The following is a 22,359-nucleotide window of genomic DNA, read 5'->3' on the forward strand; positions in this document are numbered from 1 at the left end:
CATGAACCCATCGCTGCCACTTAAAGATAACGCACAGGCCATTGTCTGGTTTCGCCACGATTTACGCCTGCATGATCATGCACCATTACGACTCGCCAGCCGCGCTGAGCGATTACTTGCGGTCTATTGTCTGCCACCGCATTGGCTGGCGCTGGGGCCAGCGGGTGTGCCACGTATTGGTGTGCATCGCCTTGCATATCTTGGCCAAGCATTAGGCGCGCTTGATACCTCGCTTCGTGCCTTGGGCAATGAGCTGATGATTGTGCTCGCCGAGCCGGTGCAAGCGCTCGGCGATATCAGCCGAGCCTTAGGTGAAGCACCGATTTTTGTGCATGCCCATCCCGACTGGGAAGAACGCGAGGCCATTGCGAAGTTGCAGGCAAGCGGCGTAACAGTGCAGGCTGTGCACGGCGGCGGTCTGTTTGACCCCGATGATTTGCCGTTTGCGCTTGAGCCATTTCCAGTGCCATTCACGCGTTTTCGCAAACTCATTGAGACCGCACAATGGCCAAGTGTGGCTCCGCTGGCTGCACCAACGGCACTGCCACCATCCGCTGAGTTGCCCGCAGATTTTTATGCTCAGGCACGCGAACAGGTTGCGGCTTTATTGCATTCACACAGCGCATCGGCACAGCAGTGTTCAACCGCCACCCGTAGCGCATTGCCTTATACCGAGCCTGCCTGGCAGGGCAGCGAGACCGCTGGACTGGCGCATCTGGCGCGCTATTTCAGCAGCGGTCTCGTGGCCGATTACAAAACCACGCGCAACGGCTTGTTAGGCAGCGATTATTCGAGCAAATGGTCGCCGTGGCTGGCTGTGGGCAGTCTCTCGGTGCGCGAAATTGAAGTACAACGACTGGCCTATGAGGCGCGCTTAGGCGCCAATGACGGTAGCTATTGGCTCTGGTTTGAGCTGCTCTGGCGCGAGTATTTTCAGCTACTGATGTGGCGCTATGGCCGGCGCTGCTTCAGCCGGAGTGGCATCCAAAATCAGCTCTCGCACAGCAGCGCAAAAGCACGTCATAACCCTGCTGCTTTTGCTGCTTGGTGCCAAGGTAATACTGGTTGCGACTGGGTCGATGCCGCCATGCGCGAACTCGCCGCCAGCGGCTATATGGGCAATCGCATGCGGCAAAATGTCGCCAGTTATTTGATTCACGACTTAGCGCTAGACTGGCGCTTGGGTGCAGCGTGGTTTGAGCATCAGCTCATCGATTTCGATGTCGCCAGCAACCAAGGCAACTGGCTCTACCTCGCTGGCGCCGGTACCGATCCGCGCAGCGATCGTCGCTTCAGCCCATCACGCCAAGCCGCTATGTATGACCCCGATGGCGCTTATCAGCGCTATTGGTTATCCGAACGACATCATTCCGATCAGGAGCACATGCGATGAATACCACATGGATTACCGGCGCTGCCGGCACAGTCGGCTCGGCCCTCGCCGAAAGCTTAGCGGCAAAAGGCCATCGTTTAGTACTAACCGGTCGCGATGCCGAGCGCCTACAAACGCTGGCCGATCGACTCGATACGCCCTGCCATATTGCCGCTGGCGATGTGGCTGAGCCGGGCGTGGCCGCCGACTTACGCGTTAGCGCCGAAGCTGCCATGGGGCCCATCACTGGCTTTGCCCATTGCGTAGGCTCGACGTTTATTAAGCCGTTGCACCTCACGCGCGAGGCCGATTTTGAGGCCGTGATGAAGCATAATTTTTACTCGGCGGCCTACTGCCTAAAAGCCTTTGTCGATGGCGCGCGCAAACATCGCGAGCCCTCGGCGGCTGTTTTGGTCGGCTCATTGGTGGCACATGCCGGCTTTCCTAATCATGAAGCCATCGGTAGCGCCAAGGCTGCCGTCGCCGGGCTCGCGCTGAGCACCGCGGCGACTTATGCCGACAAAGGCATACGCGTCAATTGCGTGCACCCGGCCCTAGTCGTGTCGCCACTGGCAGGACGCCTGACCGACAGCGACGAAGCCATCGCGCGCAATAGCAAACCTAACCCTATGCAGCGCATCGGCCGCGGCCCTGATATTGCCGGGCTGATGGCGTTTTTACTGAGCGATGAGGCGAGCTGGATCACCGGCCAAAATATTAATATCGATGGTGGCCAAGCACTAATTCATCCGCTACCACGCGGCTAATATAGGCGAGTGATTCAACGCTAAACTCAGCACACATTAGCCCATGCACCGCTATTTGCCGGTAGCATGGACGCTTTCGCGCCACCGGAGTCTTCAATGACCACACTGAATTTGCACCGCGTATTGCCACTGAAACGCTCCTTGGTGGAAGTCTTTCGCTACCTACGCGATTTCGACAATATCGAGCAATGGGACCCGGGCGTATTTAGCGCTGAGCGCGAGGCCACGAGCTCAACACAGGAGCTCGAAAGCACCCACGGCGATTCAGTATCTCGCTCTGGGCTGAGCAAGCCGTCCTTCGCGTTGCAACTCAATGTCATGGGCCGCTCTGTGCCCATGCGCTACACACTCGACATTTGCGAGCCACCATCAGAGCAAGGTCAGGCACGCCTAGTGCTCACCGGCATTGGCGATGGCTTTACTGCTGTCGATACGCTCGCGCTGAGCGCCACTAGCGCGAACGAATGCACGCTAGATTATCGCGCCGACATCACCACTGCAGATGTCCCGAGCTTACTCATGCCCGTGTTGAATTGGTGGGGCAGCCGCCTTAGCGATGCCGCGATGAACGGCCTCAAAGGCGCGCTAGAAAATGACGGGCCCTCGCAGCCCGGCGCCCTAGCACGACTAGCCGAGCGCTTAGTCTTACCCGGCATGATCAACTACACCCGCCGCGGCTATCGCAAGATGCCCTCGCGTGGCCTCTCGCGCTACCTCGATGGCCGACGCGTTGGCATTAGCGGTGTGACATCCGGTTTAGGGCTGGCTTGCGCGCAACAGTTGGCGCGATTGGGAGCCGACTTAGTGTTGATCGGCCGCGGAGCTGAGCGCTTAGCGCAAGCAGCGGAAAGCATACGCCCGTGGGCCAGCCACGCCATCGACATTCAATGCATTGAGGCTGAGCTCTCCAACATCGCCAGCACGCGCGCGCTCAGCCAGCAGCTATTGGCGCTTGAGCGGCCATTAGATGTCTGGATCAATAACGCCGGCGCGCTATTCGATTCACAAGCGCTTACTAGCGATGGCCTAGAGCGCACCATGGCGGTGAATTTCGTCGCGCCCGCGCTGCTCACTCAAGCTCTCGCGCCAATGCTCGCCGCACGTGGCGGCCGCATCATTCAAGTCGTCTCCGGTGGGCTCTACACACAAGGCATTCGGCTCGATGACATGGCCTTCGCCAATGAGCCCTTTAACGGCCCCCAAGCCTATGCCCGAGCCAAACGCGCTTTGCTCGATGTTAGCCAGTACTGGGCCACGCAACATCGTGGCCTAGGCCTGCACACCATGCATCCCGGCTGGGCCGCAACGCCTGGCGTGGCCAGCGCCCTGCCCGACTTCAATCAGCGCATGGGCAAATGGCTACGCAACGCGCGCCAAGGCAGCGACACCGCCGTCTGGCTCGCCAGCCATCCCGTGTTTGCACAAGGCCAACACAGCGGTGAGTTTTGGTTTGATCGCGCCCGCCGCCCCGGCGCACTACTGCCCAACACCGCCAGCAGCGAAACCGACGTGCAAGCATTAATTTCTTGGTATGAAGAACAGATTTCTGTCTAGTCGAGCGGCATCGTGCTTGCTACACTGCGCGCCTGCATTTCGGCGTCAAGCCACTCGTGCGGGCCTGTAGCTCAGTTGGTTAGAGCAGAGGACTCATAATCCTTTGGTCGTCGGTTCAAGTCCGACCGGGCCCACCAATTAAATCAATCGCTTGAGTGGCAAGTAGCCATCAAAGTAGATACTAAACCTCTGCACCTGCCAACGAAGTGTCAACCGCATCAAATGTTTTTTTACTCTTTGACGTGTTGTGAATAGTCATGGCTTATTTGCCAGAAGGAACGTAGCCTGCTCATAATGTTTCATCCAGTTAGCGACATCACGCGATCTCAGCATCACAAGCTTATTTATCATCTCAATGTCATCAGCAAGATTTCTTGAGAAAATCGGCTCGTGATGCGCAATGCGATTCCTCAACAGTCGTATCTGCTCCAAGCTGTCATAAGCTGACTTTCGAATAGTGCGGATAGGATCAGCCAATGGGGCATTGAGCATGACACTTCGCAAATGTACATCCCAAAGACGAACATCATGACGGCTAGTAAACATTTTTTGCCAGAAGATGAACTTGAGTTCAGGAATAACTTTGCCGACAGTGGTCACACCTTTACGTGCCATCTGAAGGTCTTTGACCTGACAATATCCCTTTGCCGCAGCCGGCAAGCTTCGCTCAAATGTCACTTCCCACGGCCAATTCGCTCCGTAGGTAGCGACCAAAACATCAGATACTGCGTTGCGGATAACAACCTCACAGATGTGAAGAGGTAATAAAAGTGCTGCTGACATCTGGGCATTCCATGCATACAGGTGCAATGCAGACGGATCAGCAGGCAACGACCATTTAGCCTCTCTTTCGTAGGTACTCATACGAGCAGTCGAAAGCGCCTGCCTAACTGCCTCAATTTCACTTACCGTTGACACCATCTGCTTTGTTACCTTAAGCTAACTTAACTAGCCACGGGACTTGCGGGCGAAAGCCTCCCCCCGAGGACAGACGAAGAGAATTGTAAAGAACCCGCATATAGCGGGTTTTTTATTGCCTATCAATAACTTACGGCACGCCAAACGGATCTATCTACCCGCAAGGGCGATTGCTAAGTTGCCTTTATGAGCAAAAAAAGGCAACCCCCCATGCATTACAGCATGCCAGAGAGACCCATCAGATCTTACTCAAGCTCGGACGCAAGGTGTCTTGTAAAACAAGCGTCTCTTCTATCACTTATGGGGTGAGCTGAACTTTAAGATATTGTCACCGCGAGGAGATGGCTCGCCATCTGTACTAGCACTTATCTTAGGTTTTAGAGAAAGCTCCAACACACTTGCCTTCGGAAGGCTAAGTGACCCAAATGGCAGTCCAAGCAAGCCCTCCACATCACGCGCGGACAACCCAGTCAATGAGGGTAATGCATCAGCTCTCACAACCCCTTCCTGCTCAAGAAGCTCAACAGTACGACGCAGTAGCCGTGGCGTCTCCGGCTCTCGGTCTTCATCATTAGGCTCCTGCTTATTGCCCCACTTTGCAGACCTAAGCTTGATCAATCTTAGGTAGTCAGCATCGCCAATAATACCTAAAGCAACAAGCCGCATAATCATTGCCGCAACAGAGACACCCCATCTCCTCTTTAGAAAGAGCAAGCCTTGTAATGAGACAGGTGATGACACCTCAGCCGCAAAGCCGCGACTTGGCAATAAAAAAGCACCGGCGAAGCGATGCGCTTGTTGCTCCATGAGCTTGTGCGCAGCAGGGTCAACTGGCGCTTCAATATGCTTATGCAAAACAAGATGGCCAAGCTCATGCGCAGCATCAAAACGGCTACGATATGCATTGCCTTTATCAGCACACAACAGCACCAATGGTCGCCCAGTAGCACTCCATGCAGATAAACCTTCGATTCGCGGAGTCCCTGTCTCCTCTCTGGCAACAAGCACACCTGCACTTTCTAATAGCAGCAAAACATCTGCTACAGGGCCATTCTTTAAGCCCCATTGTGTACGGCACCGTTCGGCGGCATCTTCAATATCTGCATTAGTAATATCACTTAGCTTTTCGTAAGGCACTGATGGCAGATTGACCTGTGGATAATCCACATACTGTTCAAGCTGCTGGGATATCTCATCAAGCCACTCTACTCGTGCACGTAAAATAGAGCGCTCTGCTTTCATAGGCGCAATACTTCCTCGAAAGTACGGTTTGGAGACAGCCTCAAAAATAGGACGAGTGAGCCACTCAGGACTGACTCTCAGCTCCTCAGCCAAACGACACAACACATCACCGCTTGGAAGTTGAGCCCCATTTCTCCAGCGACTAATCGTAGTAGCCGTAACTCCAGCTCTGGCAGATAACTCGACAGCAGAGAAGCCGCGTGCCGCCAGTGCCTGATCCAGTCTTGCTGGGATGAAGTTTCCAATTGAACGACTCATGATTTATCCGAGTGCTCCATTATTTTGACACCAGCCTTCAGCCTAGGAACCGCACTATCAACAACAGATTCGAGTTGCTGATAACGCTGAATAAAAACACTGAGTGGCTCTAAGAATATTGGATTTCGCAAATCCATAGTGTCGTCAGGGACAACTATGTAGGCTGTTGCAGGACTCATGGCAGTGCCACTTCCTTGCGTAACCAAAAATGCTGTTATCTCTGCTATCGGAGTATCCACAGGACTCCAAAAATCATACTGGACTATTGCTGCTATTTTTTTGTTCGGAAGACACAGCTTAATCTTGGACTTACTACGCCTCGAATTATCCCACTTACCATAATTCATGTGTACTCGCCCCAGAGTCGCAACATTAACTCGGCCAAATACAATGCCATTGCCGCGCAGAGGATTATGCGTAATGCCCGTGTCATCGAACGCATGCACAACGGCTTCATTCAAAGCAAAGTGTCGGTGATGACCGACAACCGAGTTACGGTGCCCTTCAGCTACCGTGTCGCCTATTTGCTGCGCTTTCTCGAGCGCGGCGGGGTAATGCCTTTCAAAATTGAGGATAAACTCTCTAGGGATAGAGTCCGTCAAGATTTTTCCGATAGCTTCTTTGCTCTTCATGATCGAATCACCAGCAGATGTCGTGAATACGAATTTACACCATAAAAGTTGTCGCCACAATGGATGTGACACTTAAATTTAGAAGGTGTTCATTTTACTCATCTAGGGACGTGTAGCAGTGTTGGCAGCGTCTGCGCGAGTGCCTACTCAGAGCATAGGTGCGTGAATTATCGCTACGCGATTGGTTTAACGGAGGCAGGGGGTCGCTAGTGTAATGCAAGTGTCACGAGTAGATTCAGCTCAAGAGTCTGTTAAAGATAATCTGGAGCCGTGCATGAACGCCATTCAGTTTAATACTTAATAGTAAATTGCCTTCCACTGGTTCCATGGATGTTTATGTTCACCAACAATAAGCGTGCAGTCTTGATACTTCTGCGGCAAATTTTCTCGCGAATAGTTAGAAATCACACTTTCAGGCCACACCCTTTGGCGACCATCGAAAGCAAGCCCTTGCCCAGGAAACCCAATATGGGAAAGATCCATTGAAAGCTCGCGAAGCGAAGGATCCTCATAAGCAAGTTTATGGGTCAATCTAACCAATAACATACCAATAGCATTGTACTTGTCATCATGTGTTCGCATCTCGTTGTACGAGGTAGCTGTTTGAGGGACCTCCGATATGGACGGCCAGCTTTGCCCATCGGCTCCCGTAGCCACACATGGCACAGAGACTTTGGCAGATCGGCCCGAAGCAAATCCTCCAAGATTTGCCACACAAATAAAATCAATCATCTCCCTAGGATGCTCAACATACGTTGCATCGGCAGCATCAAGAGCACTTCTAATATTCTCATAGGGAGTTGAAGAAGCTGCGTTCCAAGAGTGAGCATGGGATAAAATCCCATACAATAAAGGACTAGTTAAATCGAAATATGGCGTGCCAAAGCGAGGCCTAATTAAACGCCTCAACTTAGCTCCCGTTTTAACGGCTTCTGTTACATGAGCAGCATTAAGAGTTAACTTACACTCGAAGGCTGCCGCAACACCGCCAATTAGATAATGCTTCTTTTTTATAAGAATTTGTGGATATGAGGGCCGCAAAACAATTACATCCATTTGAGGGCTACTTTCACCATCAAAGCCCAATATTCTACCTTTTGTCACAACCGTATAGCCCTTCGGCAACCATCCCTCCAAAAGAGACCTCCAGTTCTCCTCGCCTTCATCTCCTGCAGTTCCAGGGTCATCAAGTGCTCTTCGCTGAATTCGGTCATACTCATCTTTTATAGTGTCAGACATCGCCCTAATAAAATCATGTACATCATGATAAGCAGTAGACATGAGCTATGCACCAAGTAATAAGTTGGAATATCAATAGCTTAAATCAATTAAGCAAATCTCACAAAACATTGTCTCCGGCAGACAGCTGCACAGCCAGTGGATTCAGATCGAGTGCTTGCAAAAGGTGATCCGGCGCCATGTGAGCATAGCGAATGGTCATGGCTAGGCTTGAATGATCCAAAATACGCTGAAGTGTAAGAATGCTGCCGCCATTTTGCATAAAGTGACTAGCGAAGGTATGACGCAAAACATGCGTCATTTGACCATCGGGAAGATCAATGCCAGAACGCTTAAGCGCATAACGGAATGCGTTATAAGAAGGAACAAAGAGTCGCCCTGAATCTGCGCGGCCAACAAGATCATTTTCAATATCAGCCGAAATCGGGATGTAGCGATAGCGGCCATTCTTGCCTAAATAGCGAAGCTTGCCTGGCAGAACGTCTTCACGACAAAGTAGCTCAGCTTCACTCCACCGAGCACCGGTAGCCAAACAAACTCGCGCAATGATATAGGCACTGTCGTTTGGGCCTTGTTTTAGTTGGTCAAGCAAGCGGCGAATGTCGTAGTGAGTGAGATATGAAAGCTCAGTATCAACAGTTTTAAGCCTGCGAACGGATAGCAAAGGATTTGGAGACTGCCAATCACCCAATCTAATCAATTCATTAAAAACAGCACGTAGGTATGAATGGTCATGGTTAATCGTGTTCGCGCTTACGCCATCATCGAGCCGAGAGGCGCGATAATCCGCAAATTGCTTTGAAGTAAATTGAACGGCAATGGGGTTGCCGAGGGACAAAACAATATTGTCCAAGTGTCGCCTTCGGTTCTCAGAATCTTTGAGATTGCGACCATGTACGTCGTGCCACCGCTTAACAAGATCACTTAGACGCCGACGATCCTTAGCTGTTGGTTGCCAAGGTTGACCCGATTGCACTTGCGCTGAAACGTGAAGCTCAAAACGTAAAGCTTCAGCTTTAGTATCGACAGTCTTACGAAACCGTTTGTGACCTCTGCCGCCTGGCTGAATATCTACAAGCCAACGGCCACTTGGGGTTTTGGTTATGCTCATCAGCCTTGCTCCGGAACTACAGGCTGAAGCTGAAGAAGAACGACCAATTCAGTAGAACGTGACTCCTTAGACTTGCTCAGAGGAAAGAGATTGAAGAAAGGAAACCAACGCTTGCTGTCAGACTCACGCTCTGATTTTAGGCCACCAAGTACGACCACCTCTCCGAATTTAGTCACAAGCGTAGTGCTCAACTCACGCTTGTTCAAAGTTGGGCTACTGTTGACACCAATTTGAGTCTGACTGAAATCGCTTAGTTGCTGCCTGACAGAAAGCTCAACATCTTTTTCATGGATGTTTGGAGTCACATCGAGAATAACACCGGAACTGCGATACTCAATGGACTGTAGCGGATTGCCATTTTTATCCGTAGTAATTGAACCTAATACCGGTACATCACTACCAGATTGAAAACGTGCAGCAGATCCATTTTTAACGCTTAGAAATGGTCGGCTTACAACTTTAAAACGTTCATCCGTCTTAAGTACGTCAGCAACAACGCTAAGACCAGAAACGCTTAATTGCATAGAAGCATCGCCCTGATGAGACAGTCCCGCCGTAAGCCCTAACCGGCCACCTAGAAGGTCAGCAACAACTTTAAGTGCGCTTGAGTCTTGGCTACCACTTTGGAACTCGTAGACGAGCAACTGGACATTAGCTTGGCGCTCAGCAACATCTAGCGTGCCTAGTAATAGTTGCAGGTCTTTAATGTTTTGATCCGAGCCACGAAAGGTCAAAATGTCAGCGCGTCGGCTGATGTTTGCTGTAGCACCTTGATCCGAGAGTTGCTGACCTGGCTCAAGGGATGCCGACCCGCTTATCGTGCGCTGTGTTGTGAATTGGCCTTCCGGAAATGATGAACGCATTTGGTCTATTAGCTGAGAAACTTCTCGATGCTTTGGCTTGTATGCATAGAAGTGCTGAATAGCCGTTGAAGTGGCTACAGGCTTTGAAACAATAACATCCAGATCTTCCATGCTGATCAACTCAAGACCTGAAATGCGTAAAGCATGCTTCATCATTCTTGAGTATTCAGATGGTTTTGAACCCTGAAAAGTCAGGCTGAGTCGCTTGTTAATTGCCAAAGCTGAGTCGTCAATTAAGAAGCTCTTTTTCTCTATATCACTGTAATAAATGCGTATTAAATCAGCGATAGGAACTTGATCAAAAACAAGCTTAGGCATCGCCGCGAAAAGTTGCGTTGAAGCAAGGGAGAGCAAAACTATGAGAAATAGTCTCATTGAGTGCCACCAAAGAAAGCAACCGGCTGCCCATTAATGAAGCCGGTAGTGTTATAGCCATCCATGATAAAAGCACGAGCCTTCGCTGATCGTGTGTATGGGCCATCCATATAAATAACAATGTATTCACCATCGGAACGTAAGTAGTAACCAACAATTCGTAGAGTTGTCGAAGTTGAAACAGTCGTGTCCGATGATGCGTTAACACTTGGCGCTAGGTGAGGTCGGCTAGTGCTGACATTACTTTTTGGTGGTGTCGGCTTGGGGTGGAAAAACTGCCAAACTTTTGGTATGCCAAAGGCAGCTAATGCTACAACTAGGAAGGCAGGTATCAGAAAGCCTTTTGATAGGAGCAAATTCTGTCGCTTATCAATTGTTACTTCCTTGCCCTTGCCACCCGCATAACTGGAATACAGAGGAAAAATCGTAGGGTCGTATTTTTTCTGAAGCATATTAACTTGGGTTTTAGCGTTAAGCCGATATCCTTCAAAAACCTGAACAACGTAATACTTTGAAAGGCCCAAAGCCTTATGCTTCTTGGTGCGGAAGGACAACTCAACGACAGCTTTTAGTTTTCGGTTTAAGTCACTAATGTCTTGAACCATTAGAACTAGGTCACAGCAAACGTTTGTCTCGGGGTGGGCATAGTGCCGATGTTCACGAAAGAAAATAAAGTGTGGATCCGGAATGGCCTCACCTGCGCCCCAAAAACGCCAAGCCTCATCGATGCAAACAAGATCCCCTGCTTGAACAATAGTTTCAACTTCAGTGCCATGACAAAAGAAATTAGGCGACTTAACTTGCTCATTGCTAACCAAAACAACAGTACCGATTTTTTCCTCTTCAAGTCCACGCTTAGAAATTAAGTAATCAACAATTTTTTCATAATTTAATCCGTCAATATTCGACACTATGCGGCGACCTTGAGAAAGTGCATCAAGGATTACCGAAGAAACCACCTCGTAGCTTTTGCCTGAGCCCATCAAACCTGTATATGCATTAATAGGCATTACGAAAGCCTTCTAATAATGAAGGCTGCGCTATAGGCAGAGAGACACACAGTTAAACCAAAGCCAATCTGGAAGGCATCCAAGAACCACCAGACGCCAGGTGGAATAGCAGCGAACGCACTTTCAAGAGCCGATGCAGATGGCCCAAGCGAGGCAACAACCTCAACAACAAGCCGTATGAAGTGGAACAACGTATAAGCAACAACGAACTTAACTAGGACAGCACGGAAGACCCAAGCAAGTGCAGAGTTAAAAGCTGAAAACAGAATGGCATACATGTTAAGCCCTCAAGAAAATGAAGGTGGCACTTAGCAACCAAAATGCAGTCATCACACCCGCAAGAAGTGAAGCGTTTTGTTCCCAAAGGGTACAGTGACTGCCAATCTGACCGGAAAAACTACGTGAGAACATGGAGAACTCAATTACCGCAACAGGGCATTGACTAGCGTGGGCAGGCAAATTGAAATTGCGGAATGGATTAAGCTGATCAAGCAATGGTTGAACAATTGAAGTACCGGTGGGGGCTTCCTCAAGAGTGGGTTCGGCTATAGCAGGATCAGCACCAAGATCAACTGTCACATTAATAGTCTGAGCACCACCTGTAGAAGTGCTTGGATCTGTAGAAGCCACATGAGTCAGAGGGTCAACATTTCCTGGCAGCTGAGGACTAATGTAATCAGCAACAGTTGGATGTTCAGAAGCAGGTAACTTAGCCAATTCGCGCTGAATGTCGGCAGGAGTAATTGGATCTTCAGGATTGTAAGGCTGACCTTGGTAGTCCGGCTGTTCAGCTGCTTTACTCCATGATGTATTTGCACTATCTGCAAGTACTTCTGGAGTAACTAGTTTAGGAAGATCGGCTTCAGGTATGTTTTTAACAGCCTCTTGAGGCAAAGTTGGATTAAATAAAATGGGGCCAACTGGGTAGTTCATCTCATACAAGTGAACCCAAACTGCCAAGCCAGTGCCAAGATAGTTTGAAACTTGATAAATATATACTTCGTTCCAACCAGTAATGGGGCTGTATCCATTGTCCCCAACTGTAGTTTTGAAGTGCTGCCTCATAGGTACACTGTTAGAGCCTGTGTAGCTGTAACTGCGTTCAGCCTGATAGCCCATAGACTCAATTAGTTCGGGATAAGTAGAAGGCGAAGAACCTGACGTAGCAGTAATCGGATTTCGAAGAAGGCTTACACCCTCGGCAGCAGTCATGATTTGGGTGGATGAGTTAATAGCGAGTGCAACAAATATGGGTAGAGCTGCATTAAGAACCATGCAATATCCCATGCTTATCCAACCTGCCGTATAACAAGCGGGGGTTAAAACAGAGGAAAGCGCGCCAACTGCCGAACTGGTTGCAAGGACTTTTGCGTCAGTCTTAGCTACGCCTTGAGCGATAGTTTTAGAAATAATTGCGCCTTCAATAACAACGCCTACACGTGAAGATGCAGTTGTAGGAATACTTGCAGCTTGGGAGAGTTGGGGCAAAAACATTGCAAGGAATGCAAATGGAATGAAATGGCGCTTCATGTTTTCTCCCAACCAATAACAAGTGACCAAGCACACGCGATGCCTAGCGCAAAAAGAGCTATGTTCCAGAATGCTTGCATATAAAAAAGGGCAGGGTTTCCCCCGCCCTCTCCATTAGGCGCCTTTGACTTTTTTCAAGATGATTTGCGCGCCCTTCAATGCCAGGTAAAGGGCAAGGATAGAGGCAGCAATCGCCATAACGCCTGTGATCACCGAAGCGAAATCAACAGAGTCGGTAAGGTCGCTAATAGCATCGGCATGAACCGGTGCGGTTAAAGCATAAACAGTTGCAACGGCAGCAACTTTGGTCAACGGGCTGAACTTGGTTTTAACTTCCATTTTTCTTCTCCAGACGGATTGGTTTTACAGAAATGGGTCTGCGGCCCTACCCCAGAGAGGGGATTCTTTTGAGTAGCCACCTTGCACGGCAGCTAAACTTTTTTAACAAAATTGGTAATAGCGCCAACGCTTTTACCGAGCAGCCAAAAAGCAATTACAGCTCCAAGAGCAAACGAAAAATAGCCACCGGCCTCAACCGCATCAAATCCACCAGAACTCAACAAATCGAGCTCTGACTGAGTTGGTAAGACAAGCGTTATCGCAGTCATTTTCTGTCCAGATGGACATGGATCAGGCGTAGAAGTGGACAAAGGTGCAGTCCACTTTGTGCCCGTCTGACAGCCGACTACTACTTGCTGATAGCTCATTAGGAAGCCTTTTTCTCTGCCACTACGCTTGGCTGAACAAGACGCATATTTAGGATCTCAATTTCTTTGCGCTCATTATCGCCAGTGCCTTTGTGGACTTCGCGGAGCTCAATTTCGACTTCAATAGGGCCGGTTTGATCCAATCGAATATGATCAAATTTGGCAGCGTTTTCAGAGGTGCCCCAACGACACATCTCAACAGTGAAACCGCTAGTACCATTGGGATTTTTTTGCTGTGCCATTAGCCAGACGTGCGTTGTGTCATAGGCTTGGCCTGAGCTTTGAATTACGCCTTTGCTTGGGTAGATGTTCATTAGGTACGATTTTTTTGAAACGGTTGAGTTTAGAAAGCTCATGATTTATTTCCTTTTATTTAGAAACAGGGGGTAGTGAATTAACGTAAGTTTTTACATCTTCGATAGTGCCAATACTGGCGATTTGCAAAAGCACAGGACGAGCCTCGAAAGGCTGACCAATGACTTTTTTCCACTCATCAAAAGTAAGGGTGCCGAGCAGAATTGCCGGCTCAATTTGATTTGCTGCTATCTCTTCGTCGGTAGCTTCGCCAATGCCATAGATCCCTTTTAAGCCTCGACTCCATACCAATTGGCGACTGGAAATAATTCGATCTGAATTGGTTTTTTTACAAACTGAAGTTGCGAACTCTTGCCAGTGTTTTCCTGCAAGGGTATTGCCGTTCGCGTAGTCTGAAAGTAGACCCCAAGGGCTGCGGCTTCCGCTTTTGCCCTCTTTTTGTAAGCCTTTGGTGATCTCATCTTCTATTCCCCATTTCGATACGTATGAGGCTGCTCTTTCGCCACCGCGAAGATCTAAAGAAATTCGCGGCAATTCCCAACCGTAGTGTTTTTTTGCTGATGAAGACCAACGCCGATATAGCTCATCGCCCGCTTCTTCCCAACACATTGGATGTTCAGCAAAAAGAAGGCTGTGAATATGGGGGTGCCATCCATTGAAGCCATGAGTGAACTCAAGTGCTCGAACTTGGCCTAGGATTGAATTCCTGTTTTTGAAATTAACAGCTGCTTTACCGCTATTCAGCGTCGAAAAGAGCTTTTGAACGCGCTCTATTACCTCGGCGCAACGATCAGCACGAGCATGAGGAACTGTGACAGTAAGTAAGCCGTTTACGCCGCCACTTTCGTTATTACGCTGTGTAGCTTGAATCAACTCAGCATGGCGTCGGTTTGAAATTTTGGAGGCACAAACTGTGCATAGCCAAACATTTGAGCAAGTGCATAAGTTTGAAAAATGTGCGGTTCCATATTCAGTAGAACGAAGAACGCCAACACCGGAACCTCTACTGACTAGATAAAGACCACAACGAACTGTTTTATAAACTGGTAAGGATTTACCTTCGTTGCTTGTTTTGCGATATGGCTTCAGCAGCTCACGTGCGGCTGAACGAAGAGCGTATTTGCTAGTAGCTCGGTCAATGTCGGAAACCTCATATTGATGAGGCCCAATCTGATTCAGAAACTCACCAGTGTTCAAATCAATTGCCATTCCGAAATTTTCGGGAAGCTTCAAGCTATTGAATTGTGGGTAGGGTGAAGTCGTTATGGCCATGTTACCAAGAGGGCCACCTTGGATGCCGGTAGTGCGCTCCTCGCTAACGCTGCGGGGCGTACTTCCGGCATCCAATAATTGCGTCATGTTTGACTGTTCAAAACAGACAGGTACCATAGTGGTGTCTCCCTTCTCTAGACGGATTGGTGGACAAAACTAAGCCCCCGCAGGTTGCACCCTGTGGGGGCTTTTCTTTTTATTCAGAGCACTCTTGAGCCAACTTGACGAGATTGACCAATCGGCGCTTGCCAATTTTTCGCGTCGGTAGCTGTCCACGCTCGGTCATGCCACGAACGACCCCTTCAGGAAGGCCGGAAAAAAATGAAAACCGCTCAAGCGTTTGAACCGGTGTAAAAGAAAGTAGTTCCATTAGCTTTACGTTAACGTTTTCGCTCATTTAGCCTCACTCCGAAATTTTCTTACTGCTCAGTGATAACAAAGCAGTAGAATATAAAATTATCACCAAAATCACTCTCAAGGGGTAATAACTTACCCCTTAGTTGAGGCTAGGGTATATCATGACACCTGTCAACGAGGAAGATTCAAAAACTCAAAAAATTGCTAGGGAACTCTTTTTCTCGTTGCCAGAGAGAGTTCGGAGCATTAGAGAGGGCGTCAAAATGACACGTGAACAATTTGCTGAAAGCACTGGTGTAAACATCCACACCATTAAAGCTTTAGAACAAAAAGGTGTTATGCCAGGCGGCGAAGTGCTGACCAAAATTGCACAAGCATTTCCTGAACATGCACTGTGGCTGATCAGTGGGAAAGTGCAAAAAATTGGAGGGCATCTGATGCCTGAAAATGCCAAGGCCAGTGATCAAGTCGCTATGACGATCATTAATAGGTTTGACCCAAGAAGCCCTGAAGAATGTGCAGTGAAGATAAAAGCCCTATCAGCTAAGGCAATATTTATAACTGACAAAAAGGCTATAGATGTTGCCTGTGCAATACCGGTTAGGACTCGGCATGGCGAAACAGAAGATGTAGTTTGGGCTGACTACGGTTCAATTTCGCTGAAAAGCGAGAAGCCATCGATGGAAACAAGCCTATTTATTGCATGGCTAAAAGACATTGGCATTGAACGCTTTGAGCTGAAATGCATCATCGGAGAGCTTGATAAGGCCGAAAGCGGTCGAGTCATTTGGGAGTCTCAAATATGCGACGAGGCAGCAATAGAAGGCAAAGAGTTTCTTGAAGCTAAAGCGAGTCTTAACCGTTGGACAAAGTAGGTCTAAAACTTGGGCATGCACAAGTTGAAGCTGAGGGGGGGTGGGGTTTTAAAGGACGCAACTTTTAAAGTTTTTAAAAATCAATGGCTTGCAATGCAGCGCAAGACCTATAGAAGCCATTAAAGTTCGTTTTTGGTGTCAGAAAAGGCGAACATCATTAAAAATCACAACGCCGAAGCTTCCGATAAAAAAATTACCCATACATAACAATAACTTAGCTATTTTAGGGTTGGGGTTTTAAAGGATGCTATTTCTGGAAAACAACCCTCTCTCGACCAGCTGACACACCAGTATCAGTTTCTGGATGACAATTCTGCTTAGTTATTTTGCTAATAAGCACATTAAGATCAGAGCTTGGCGGACGCTTAAGCCCTTCCGCTTTAGGCCTACTCTGGCGCTTCATCATTTTGCATTCTCACAAGTCGATCTGAATTGAAAAATCATGCCGAGAGTCTCTGAGCTATGAGCTAGGCAAGACACCTACTTAACTTTGAGCAAACTCATTTTTTTAGGCAACTTAGATGCAACCTAACTTTATCTAAATGCCTTAGATGCAAGACTTTCAATTGAGTTATAGGGATTAACAAATGAAAAGCCATCGTCTGAGTAGACATTCTCTGAAGCCGACCATACACCAACCTTAGCAACAACAGGTTTGCCGTTAATGCTCACAGTCCCGGGACGATAAATCTCCAGCTGAACACTGCCAAAGTTGATTCTGTTCCCGTTGATCATACCTCCCTGGTACACATTGACACTTACCGAAACTACGTTGGGCGATGCATCATTCAGAGTTAAACGCTTACTAAATGCACGGGTCGCTGCATCTTTATACTCGGAGGGGTAAACCATAAGTCGCGCATCGGTCATGCCAGCAAGCAATGGTGAAGTAGCCGCAAAAGCATTAGTGGTGGCCAAAACTGTTGAAACAAACAATGCTAAAATTTTCATACGTCATCCATGTCGATCTTTCGTAGCTAGAACTTGAGCATGCTCAAGTCACCTTGTTTGATCATATTAAACACTTCGCCTCAACATTAGCCAAGCAGCACCCGCTCTGATGTCAACAAAGTGTCAACAGAACTATGGTTTATTGTGCTCTAACAAAGGTCAGCAAAATCCAGAAGCCGCGTATATGGTGCATTGTGTGAAATCGTGGCAAACCAGAGGCGGAAGTAAACGCCCTCATAATCCTTTGGTCGTCGGTTCAAGTCCGACCGGGCCCACCAATTTATGTTATAAATCAATTGCTTATGCATATAGCCCATGCAGTCCCATGGTCTAGCGGTACAGCAAAGGTACAGTGCCGAGCCGCGGCACCTCCTTTGGCCTCCAGATTATCGAACCCATACGAATCGCAAAAATGATGGGCGCCAAGCAATAATATTGGCAACTAAAAATGCCGAGGCGGTCGATAACATTAGCCAAGCCAAGATCGCAATCGATGGATGATCGGCCATAAGACAGGCTAATAATGCTAGCAACACGCATAAATAGCCCAGAGCCCTTAATAGCTGGCGTGCAACTCGATGTTGCTGCGAGGGCCTCTGCATTATCTGCTGCCAATGTGCAGAAAAGCTTAGTGCAATCCACGCCATACCAATAAAGCTAATAAATGCCGCTATCACCAACCAAAGGCTATCCGACATTTTGATCACCTTGCCTTTCTGACTCAAGGCTAGCTGAGTCACTTAAATCCTTTCGAGAGAGCTTCCTTGCAGCCCAAACCGAAATGCAAGCTACTGTGATCAAAGACAAGTCCACGCCAGCTACTGGCCAGTAACGATCCCACACAAGCGTTTTCAATAAATGGTCGCCAGTGGTAATCCAATTGAGCCCAACAGCCGCTATCGCTAAGGCTGCGATAACCCAGCACTGTTCTTGCCAAGCAGGATTATGCTTAGCTTGCGCGACTGGGCTACTACGAATAAATGCATGCACCATAGCAAGCATCCATAGCCCCCAAAATGAAGCTTTCTCATAATCGCCTTTAGCGATTAACTCAGCCGGAAGCAGCCTATTAGTGACCAGCATTCCAACAGCTGCAATACACATCCCTGTGATCATAGTTACCGCGAGGGAATCAACGATACAGCTGCCGTAGCTACCAATCTTTGCATGCTGATTTTTGCGCTTCTCAACAAAGAAAATAAATCCGGTGGCAATACATAAACTACCCAGTACCCCCCCCACAACATACAGCCAGCGCAACAGCCAGTGCTCAAAATGTTGTAAATGCAAACCGGTCAAAAACTCATTAGTGGCGGAAACTGGACTTCGCACTGGATCCTCATAAAGCACCTTGCCAGTACTCCCTTGGAAGTAAACCCCCTCCCCAACCAACGCTACCCGATCACTTCCTGCGCGATAAATACTCACATAGCTATTTTCATCACCGACGAAATTAACTTGCAGAAATCCCACCTCGCCAGGCATGCCTCGTGCGGCCCATCGTGTCTTTGCTTCTACGACCATTGCATCTACCGATGACAGTGCAGCTGCAGTGCCGGATCGTTCACTAGGCAGTCCCGTGCGCTGCGCCTCAAGCACATGTTGCTCATCATGAATTGGCTTTAGCAATGTATGCGTAACTGGCAAAAAGATAGTTCCCGCAAAAATCACCAAGCCAGTAAACGCAAAGAAAAAATGGAATGGCAGAGCCATCACACCGGTCATGTTATGTAGGTCAAGCGCACTTCGTTGCGTTCGGCGACCTGGGCGAAAAGTGAAAAACTCGCGAAACACCTTTCTGTGCAAAATCACACCAGTAACTAATGCCACCAACATAGTGAAAGCCGCTAAGCCAACGATCCAATAGCCAATATTTTTCCAAGGCCAATTTAGACTGTAGTGCATCGGATAAAACCATCCACTACCAATACGTAATGCACTGTCTGAAATAATCTCGCCACTGCGAGGGTCCAAGACTACATCGCCATTAATCCTACGTGCCTCCATAGCATCATATGCAGTAGGGACGCTAAATCTGACACCCATCCCAAGAACAGGGTCGCGATGCGTGGTATAGGCCCAGTATCTATCTTGTAGCAGCGTCGCTCGCGCCGGAACGTCACCCTTGGATGAGTCATGAAGCTTTTGGACTTTCGCATCATAGTCATCTTGCTCAGGCAGGATTTGCTGCAATACTGGCAACAACACCTTGTCAAAAGATGGCATAGGCTGCGGCTCAAACCGAGTCTGAGGAATAGCCCAACGATCAATCTCTCTGTCGAACACTGACAGCGTGCCAAAGAAAAAGCACACCATTAGAATAAAGCCAAGCACGAGACCAAACCAGGTATGGAGCCATGCCATGGTCTGCCGAAAATTAGTCAACATGGGGAAACTCTCAAGACAAAATAAACCGCTGCAATAGCAAGGATGACGCTATCAATATTGCTGCACTACCAAAAAGTATCGCCCACAAACGAATTAGACTGGGCACACAAAACGCCCATAGAAATACGCCTAGATAAACTAAAAATGCAGCTATATACATGGCGGCTTCTGCATCATGAAAATCGATGCCAGATGCCACTAGACCAGCAATGCCGAATGAGGCAATGCCCCATGTAAACGCATAGCCGCCGATTAGGGCGGCAAAAATGCGAGAGATAGTTGGCCACATATCTTAGAAGCGATAACGTGTTGTGAGATTGGCGCTTAATTGCTCCCCATAGCCACAGTCCATGCCTGCACCACGGCACCAAGAAACATAGGTTTTATCAGCTAAATTTCTTGCATCTAGACGCACATCCCACGGGCCCGTCGTATAGCCAACCATTGCGTCATACAGAGTGACCGAAGGGACTTGCGGCGCACTATTACTTCCAACTACATCGCCAATGTACCTAGCACCTAAGCCGGCTCGCAGGCCAGATGCGAAATAATACTGCCCCCACGCAGATGCTGTTTTCTCAGCAATAGCCGACAGTCGATGGCCAGTTGCTTCGTTTTTTGCATCGAAATCTGTGTAATTGGCCATTATCTCAAGCGGACCTACTCGTTGACGAACCTCTGCCTCCCAACCTTTAATGACAGCACCAACTTGTTCGCTACCACCAGGTGTTGCGCCATCGATAACTCGATTCTGCTGCTCAATATCAAACCAAGCCAATGTCGCTGATGTGCGTCCTGAGTGGGATAAATACTTCACCCCCGCCTCTGTTTGCTCTCCAGTTGTTGGCTTAAGAAAGCCGGCACCAGGTGTGCCATCGGTGCCTAAGTTTGGCGAGAAAGCTGAAGACCAACTAATGTATGGCGAAACTCCATTATCCAAACGATACATCAAGCCTGCGCGCCCTGTGGTAGCCGAGTTTTTAACCACATCATTCGAACCTACCACTTTCAATAACTCATTTTGAGCTCGGTCATTGCGCACTGCAGCAGATACAACCCATGGGCCCCACTCCATGTGGTCCATGACATACACGCCAGTTTGCACAATTTTATTGTCATTTCTATCTACTGTCGTAAGCGTAGAGAGATAGTTCATCATGCCTGCCGAGCCATAAACAGGGCTGTACAAATTGAAGTCATCAACTCCATTTGCCGCTAATGTTGGCTTTGTATTTGTGTAATTAAACTCTTCCCACAATGCATTCTGATGATCAACGCCAACAGCCACATTGTGCTTTGTCGCTCCAAGCTTAAAGCTTCCTTCAAACCTGAAATCCGCTGCAAAAACATCGGTCTCACGATCCGCTGCATATACTGTTCGACCTATATTTCCAGCGTCATCAGGCACTGGCCCAACCTGCGCATATATCTCTCGAGTCTCACTTGATGAGTTTGTTTGCCTTAGATTGCTCACCACCTTCCAGGAGTCAGAAATGCGCTGATCCCAAATCAAACTAAATTCATTTTTATCCGTATCGTAACGATCCCAATCTGGCTCACCCATAAAACGACTAGAAGGAATTTGACCTAATGGCGCAGGATCAATCGTTCCCTTTGATGGTAGGAATTGCGAAGACACTTTTGAGTCGTTTTTTTGATACGTGTATTGCGCCGTAATACTTGCATTCTCATTTGGACGCCAAGTTAATGATGGCGCTAAAAGCTCGGCATCATCATTTACGTAATCTACTTGCGTATCGCTATCGCGCTTTAAGGCGACTAAGCGGTACAAGAATTTTTGATCTTTACTTACAGGGCCCGTCAAATCGAGAGCCAACTGCTTGCGCCCATGACTACCCAACTGCATTTCAACTTCTTTAGATGCCGTACTGCTTGGCTTTTTGGTCACCACATTCACAATGCCGCCCAGCTCAGCTTGTCCGTATAACGCCGAAGATGGCCCCTTAAGAACCTCTAATGACTCTAAGCTGTAAATTTCTGGACGGACGTTATTGTACGAACCAAATCCACTTCGCAGACCATCAATATAGTTTGATGGTGAGAGACCTCGAATTGCTGCCCAATCGCCTCGAGTATCAAAGCCATAGCGACCGGAATAAACTCCGGAGCTGTATACGAGCGCTTCCTGAATGTTTTTTGCACCAGTTTCGCGAATTTGCTCAACATCAATGATGCTCATGGCGAATGGTGTGTCTTGAATGGCTGCTGAGCTTTTACCTACCGACGCGGCGCGGGACTGTGTAATTAATCCATCATCAAGCACGCCCATGGCGTCTGTGATGACCACCTCTGGCATTACCAGAGGAGCAGCTGGCGCCGCGGAACTTTCTGCTACCGCAGTCGAGATTTGACCGCATGTAAGCGCCACAACAAGAGCTATGCGCGTTGGATGAAATGCTACCTGAGACATGTCGACTAACACCAATCTGTAATTCGTAATGCTAATTATTATCATTTAGCATTACGGGTGCAAGGAAAATCTCCGCAAAACACCTTGCCCATCATGCTGAGTTGCATCTGACTATTACGATAGAAAAGGTACAGCAGAGGTACAGTGCTCAGCTTGGCTACATTTCGCTTAACTATGCTAAACCACTGATTT

22 protein-coding genes, 1 tRNA gene and 1 pseudogene are annotated in these 22,359 nt (G+C 48.5%); 5 read left to right on the top strand and 19 right to left on the bottom strand.

The annotated features are described in order from the left end of the window. Nucleotide 1 precedes the first annotated feature (1 nt). From ACFQ0F_RS08305 to ACFQ0F_RS08320, 4 genes are all read left to right on the top strand, one after another. Nucleotides 2–1,393, top strand: coding sequence for a DASH family cryptochrome (locus ACFQ0F_RS08305; RefSeq protein WP_379071053.1), 1,392 nt, complete (start codon nt 2–4; stop codon nt 1,391–1,393). Then, on the top strand, nt 1,390–2,139 hold the full coding sequence (locus ACFQ0F_RS08310) for an SDR family NAD(P)-dependent oxidoreductase (protein ID WP_379071056.1): 750 nt from the start codon (nt 1,390–1,392) through the stop codon (nt 2,137–2,139). The genes ACFQ0F_RS08305 and ACFQ0F_RS08310 overlap by 4 nt, the downstream gene beginning before the upstream one ends. Before the next feature lie 96 nt (nt 2,140–2,235). Further along, nucleotides 2,236–3,693, top strand: coding sequence for an SDR family NAD(P)-dependent oxidoreductase (locus tag ACFQ0F_RS08315; protein WP_379071059.1), 1,458 nt, complete (start codon nt 2,236–2,238; stop codon nt 3,691–3,693). A gap of 60 nt (nt 3,694–3,753) precedes the next feature. Next, nucleotides 3,754–3,830 (top strand) — tRNA-Ile (locus ACFQ0F_RS08320). 118 nt (nt 3,831–3,948) lie between these two features. On the opposite strand, the gene ACFQ0F_RS08325 is transcribed toward ACFQ0F_RS08320, so the two are convergent. From ACFQ0F_RS08325 to ACFQ0F_RS08395, 15 genes and pseudogenes are all read right to left on the bottom strand, one after another. Then, nucleotides 3,949–4,557 (bottom strand): hypothetical protein, encoded by a 609-nt coding sequence (locus ACFQ0F_RS08325; protein WP_379071062.1) that lies wholly within the window; start codon nt 4,555–4,557, stop codon nt 3,949–3,951. Nucleotides 4,558–4,905: 348 nt separating this feature from the next. Then, nucleotides 4,906–5,853 carry an ImmA/IrrE family metallo-endopeptidase gene (locus ACFQ0F_RS08330; RefSeq protein ID WP_379072154.1) on the bottom strand — a complete coding sequence of 316 codons (948 nt, stop codon included), beginning with the start codon at nt 5,851–5,853 and terminating at the stop codon, nt 4,906–4,908. A 69-nt stretch (nt 5,854–5,922) separates the two neighbouring features. Beyond that, nucleotides 5,923–6,111 (bottom strand): annotated as a pseudogene (locus tag ACFQ0F_RS08335) (helix-turn-helix domain-containing protein); the annotation flags it as partial. After that, on the bottom strand, nt 6,108–6,743 hold the full coding sequence (locus ACFQ0F_RS08340) for a hypothetical protein (protein ID WP_379071065.1): 636 nt from the start codon (nt 6,741–6,743) through the stop codon (nt 6,108–6,110). The pseudogene ACFQ0F_RS08335 and the gene ACFQ0F_RS08340, both read right to left, overlap by 4 nt. 297 nt (nt 6,744–7,040) lie before the next feature. Next, entirely contained in the window at nt 7,041–8,024 is a 984-nt protein-coding gene (locus ACFQ0F_RS08345) for a DUF6602 domain-containing protein (protein ID WP_379071068.1), read from the bottom strand. 58 nt (nt 8,025–8,082) lie between these two features. After that, nucleotides 8,083–9,093, bottom strand: a complete 1,011-nt coding sequence (locus ACFQ0F_RS08350) for a phage integrase (protein ID WP_379071072.1) — start codon at nt 9,091–9,093, stop codon at nt 8,083–8,085. Further along, nucleotides 9,093–10,331: a type II secretion system protein GspD gene (locus ACFQ0F_RS08355; protein ID WP_379071075.1), complete on the bottom strand. Its 1,239-nt coding sequence runs from the start codon at nt 10,329–10,331 to the stop codon at nt 9,093–9,095. The genes ACFQ0F_RS08350 and ACFQ0F_RS08355 overlap by 1 nt, the downstream gene beginning before the upstream one ends. After that, entirely contained in the window at nt 10,328–11,341 is a 1,014-nt protein-coding gene (locus ACFQ0F_RS08360; protein WP_379071078.1) for a zonular occludens toxin domain-containing protein, read from the bottom strand. The genes ACFQ0F_RS08355 and ACFQ0F_RS08360 overlap by 4 nt, the downstream gene beginning before the upstream one ends. Further along, nucleotides 11,341–11,619 (bottom strand): hypothetical protein, encoded by a 279-nt coding sequence (locus tag ACFQ0F_RS08365; protein ID WP_379071081.1) that lies wholly within the window; start codon nt 11,617–11,619, stop codon nt 11,341–11,343. Before ACFQ0F_RS08365 ends, ACFQ0F_RS08360 begins: the two co-directional genes overlap by 1 nt. Nucleotide 11,620: 1 nt before the next feature. Continuing rightward, a complete protein-coding gene (locus ACFQ0F_RS08370; protein ID WP_379071084.1) occupies nt 11,621–12,871 on the bottom strand; it encodes a hypothetical protein in 1,251 nt (416 codons plus the stop codon). Between the two features lie 114 nt (nt 12,872–12,985). Then, nucleotides 12,986–13,210, bottom strand: coding sequence for a hypothetical protein (locus ACFQ0F_RS08375; protein WP_379071087.1), 225 nt, complete (start codon nt 13,208–13,210; stop codon nt 12,986–12,988). Nucleotides 13,211–13,302: 92 nt separating this feature from the next. After that, nucleotides 13,303–13,479 carry a hypothetical protein gene (locus ACFQ0F_RS08380; RefSeq protein WP_379071090.1) on the bottom strand — a complete coding sequence of 59 codons (177 nt, stop codon included), beginning with the start codon at nt 13,477–13,479 and terminating at the stop codon, nt 13,303–13,305. Nucleotides 13,480–13,577: 98 nt separating this feature from the next. Next, nucleotides 13,578–13,934, bottom strand: coding sequence for a hypothetical protein (locus ACFQ0F_RS08385; RefSeq protein WP_379071092.1), 357 nt, complete (start codon nt 13,932–13,934; stop codon nt 13,578–13,580). A 13-nt stretch (nt 13,935–13,947) separates the two neighbouring features. Then, the gene (locus ACFQ0F_RS08390; RefSeq protein WP_379071095.1) at nt 13,948–15,252 is read right to left on the bottom strand and encodes a protein rep; all 1,305 of its coding nucleotides are present in this window, start codon (nt 15,250–15,252) and stop codon (nt 13,948–13,950) included. Between the two features lie 109 nt (nt 15,253–15,361). After that, a complete protein-coding gene (locus ACFQ0F_RS08395; protein ID WP_379071098.1) occupies nt 15,362–15,562 on the bottom strand; it encodes a hypothetical protein in 201 nt (66 codons plus the stop codon). A 121-nt stretch (nt 15,563–15,683) separates the two neighbouring features. On the opposite strand from ACFQ0F_RS08395, the gene ACFQ0F_RS08400 reads away from it, so the two are divergent. Further along, complete coding sequence (locus tag ACFQ0F_RS08400) at nt 15,684–16,397, top strand: helix-turn-helix domain-containing protein (protein WP_379071101.1); 714 nt, start codon at nt 15,684–15,686, stop codon at nt 16,395–16,397. A gap of 534 nt (nt 16,398–16,931) precedes the next feature. Here the strand turns inward: ACFQ0F_RS08400 and ACFQ0F_RS08405 are convergent. The 4 genes from ACFQ0F_RS08405 to ACFQ0F_RS08420 form a co-directional block, all read right to left on the bottom strand. Beyond that, on the bottom strand, nt 16,932–17,348 hold the full coding sequence (locus ACFQ0F_RS08405; protein ID WP_379071103.1) for a hypothetical protein: 417 nt from the start codon (nt 17,346–17,348) through the stop codon (nt 16,932–16,934). A 386-nt stretch (nt 17,349–17,734) separates the two neighbouring features. Further along, complete coding sequence (locus ACFQ0F_RS08410) at nt 17,735–18,046, bottom strand: DUF3325 domain-containing protein (protein ID WP_379071106.1); 312 nt, start codon at nt 18,044–18,046, stop codon at nt 17,735–17,737. Then, the gene (locus tag ACFQ0F_RS08415) at nt 18,036–19,736 is read right to left on the bottom strand and encodes a PepSY-associated TM helix domain-containing protein (protein ID WP_379071109.1); all 1,701 of its coding nucleotides are present in this window, start codon (nt 19,734–19,736) and stop codon (nt 18,036–18,038) included. The genes ACFQ0F_RS08410 and ACFQ0F_RS08415 overlap by 11 nt, the downstream gene beginning before the upstream one ends. Nucleotides 19,737–20,028: 292 nt before the next feature. Continuing rightward, nucleotides 20,029–22,167, bottom strand: coding sequence for a TonB-dependent siderophore receptor (locus tag ACFQ0F_RS08420; RefSeq protein WP_379071112.1), 2,139 nt, complete (start codon nt 22,165–22,167; stop codon nt 20,029–20,031). Nucleotides 22,168–22,359 lie beyond the last annotated feature (192 nt).

The sequence above is a fragment of the Paraperlucidibaca wandonensis genome, assembly GCF_042677145.1.
GTDB classification, from domain to species: Bacteria; Pseudomonadota; Gammaproteobacteria; order Pseudomonadales; family Moraxellaceae; genus Perlucidibaca; species Perlucidibaca wandonensis.

Coding starts and splice junctions, on each gene's coding strand:
- ACFQ0F_RS08405 (WP_379071103.1), bottom strand. CDS start 17,348: ATGAAAATTTTAGCATTGTTTGTTTCAACAGTTTTGGCCACCACTAAT.
- ACFQ0F_RS08375 (WP_379071087.1), bottom strand. CDS start 13,210: ATGGAAGTTAAAACCAAGTTCAGCCCGTTGACCAAAGTTGCTGCCGTT.
- ACFQ0F_RS08330 (WP_379072154.1), bottom strand. CDS start 5,853: ATGAAAGCAGAGCGCTCTATTTTACGTGCACGAGTAGAGTGGCTTGAT.
- ACFQ0F_RS08410 (WP_379071106.1), bottom strand. CDS start 18,046: ATGTCGGATAGCCTTTGGTTGGTGATAGCGGCATTTATTAGCTTTATT.
- ACFQ0F_RS08390 (WP_379071095.1), bottom strand. CDS start 15,252: ATGACGCAATTATTGGATGCCGGAAGTACGCCCCGCAGCGTTAGCGAG.
- ACFQ0F_RS08350 (WP_379071072.1), bottom strand. CDS start 9,093: ATGAGCATAACCAAAACCCCAAGTGGCCGTTGGCTTGTAGATATTCAG.
- ACFQ0F_RS08400 (WP_379071101.1), top strand. CDS start 15,684: ATGACACCTGTCAACGAGGAAGATTCAAAAACTCAAAAAATTGCTAGG.
- ACFQ0F_RS08420 (WP_379071112.1), bottom strand. CDS start 22,167: ATGTCTCAGGTAGCATTTCATCCAACGCGCATAGCTCTTGTTGTGGCG.
- ACFQ0F_RS08365 (WP_379071081.1), bottom strand. CDS start 11,619: ATGTATGCCATTCTGTTTTCAGCTTTTAACTCTGCACTTGCTTGGGTC.
- ACFQ0F_RS08415 (WP_379071109.1), bottom strand. CDS start 19,736: ATGTTGACTAATTTTCGGCAGACCATGGCATGGCTCCATACCTGGTTT.
- ACFQ0F_RS08385 (WP_379071092.1), bottom strand. CDS start 13,934: ATGAGCTTTCTAAACTCAACCGTTTCAAAAAAATCGTACCTAATGAAC.
- ACFQ0F_RS08325 (WP_379071062.1), bottom strand. CDS start 4,557: ATGAGTACCTACGAAAGAGAGGCTAAATGGTCGTTGCCTGCTGATCCG.
- ACFQ0F_RS08315 (WP_379071059.1), top strand. CDS start 2,236: ATGACCACACTGAATTTGCACCGCGTATTGCCACTGAAACGCTCCTTG.
- ACFQ0F_RS08345 (WP_379071068.1), bottom strand. CDS start 8,024: ATGTCTACTGCTTATCATGATGTACATGATTTTATTAGGGCGATGTCT.
- ACFQ0F_RS08355 (WP_379071075.1), bottom strand. CDS start 10,331: ATGAGACTATTTCTCATAGTTTTGCTCTCCCTTGCTTCAACGCAACTT.
- ACFQ0F_RS08370 (WP_379071084.1), bottom strand. CDS start 12,871: ATGAAGCGCCATTTCATTCCATTTGCATTCCTTGCAATGTTTTTGCCC.
- ACFQ0F_RS08305 (WP_379071053.1), top strand. CDS start 2: ATGAACCCATCGCTGCCACTTAAAGATAACGCACAGGCCATTGTCTGG.
- ACFQ0F_RS08395 (WP_379071098.1), bottom strand. CDS start 15,562: ATGAGCGAAAACGTTAACGTAAAGCTAATGGAACTACTTTCTTTTACA.
- ACFQ0F_RS08340 (WP_379071065.1), bottom strand. CDS start 6,743: ATGAAGAGCAAAGAAGCTATCGGAAAAATCTTGACGGACTCTATCCCT.
- ACFQ0F_RS08310 (WP_379071056.1), top strand. CDS start 1,390: ATGAATACCACATGGATTACCGGCGCTGCCGGCACAGTCGGCTCGGCC.
- ACFQ0F_RS08380 (WP_379071090.1), bottom strand. CDS start 13,479: ATGACTGCGATAACGCTTGTCTTACCAACTCAGTCAGAGCTCGATTTG.
- ACFQ0F_RS08360 (WP_379071078.1), bottom strand. CDS start 11,341: ATGCCTATTAATGCATATACAGGTTTGATGGGCTCAGGCAAAAGCTAC.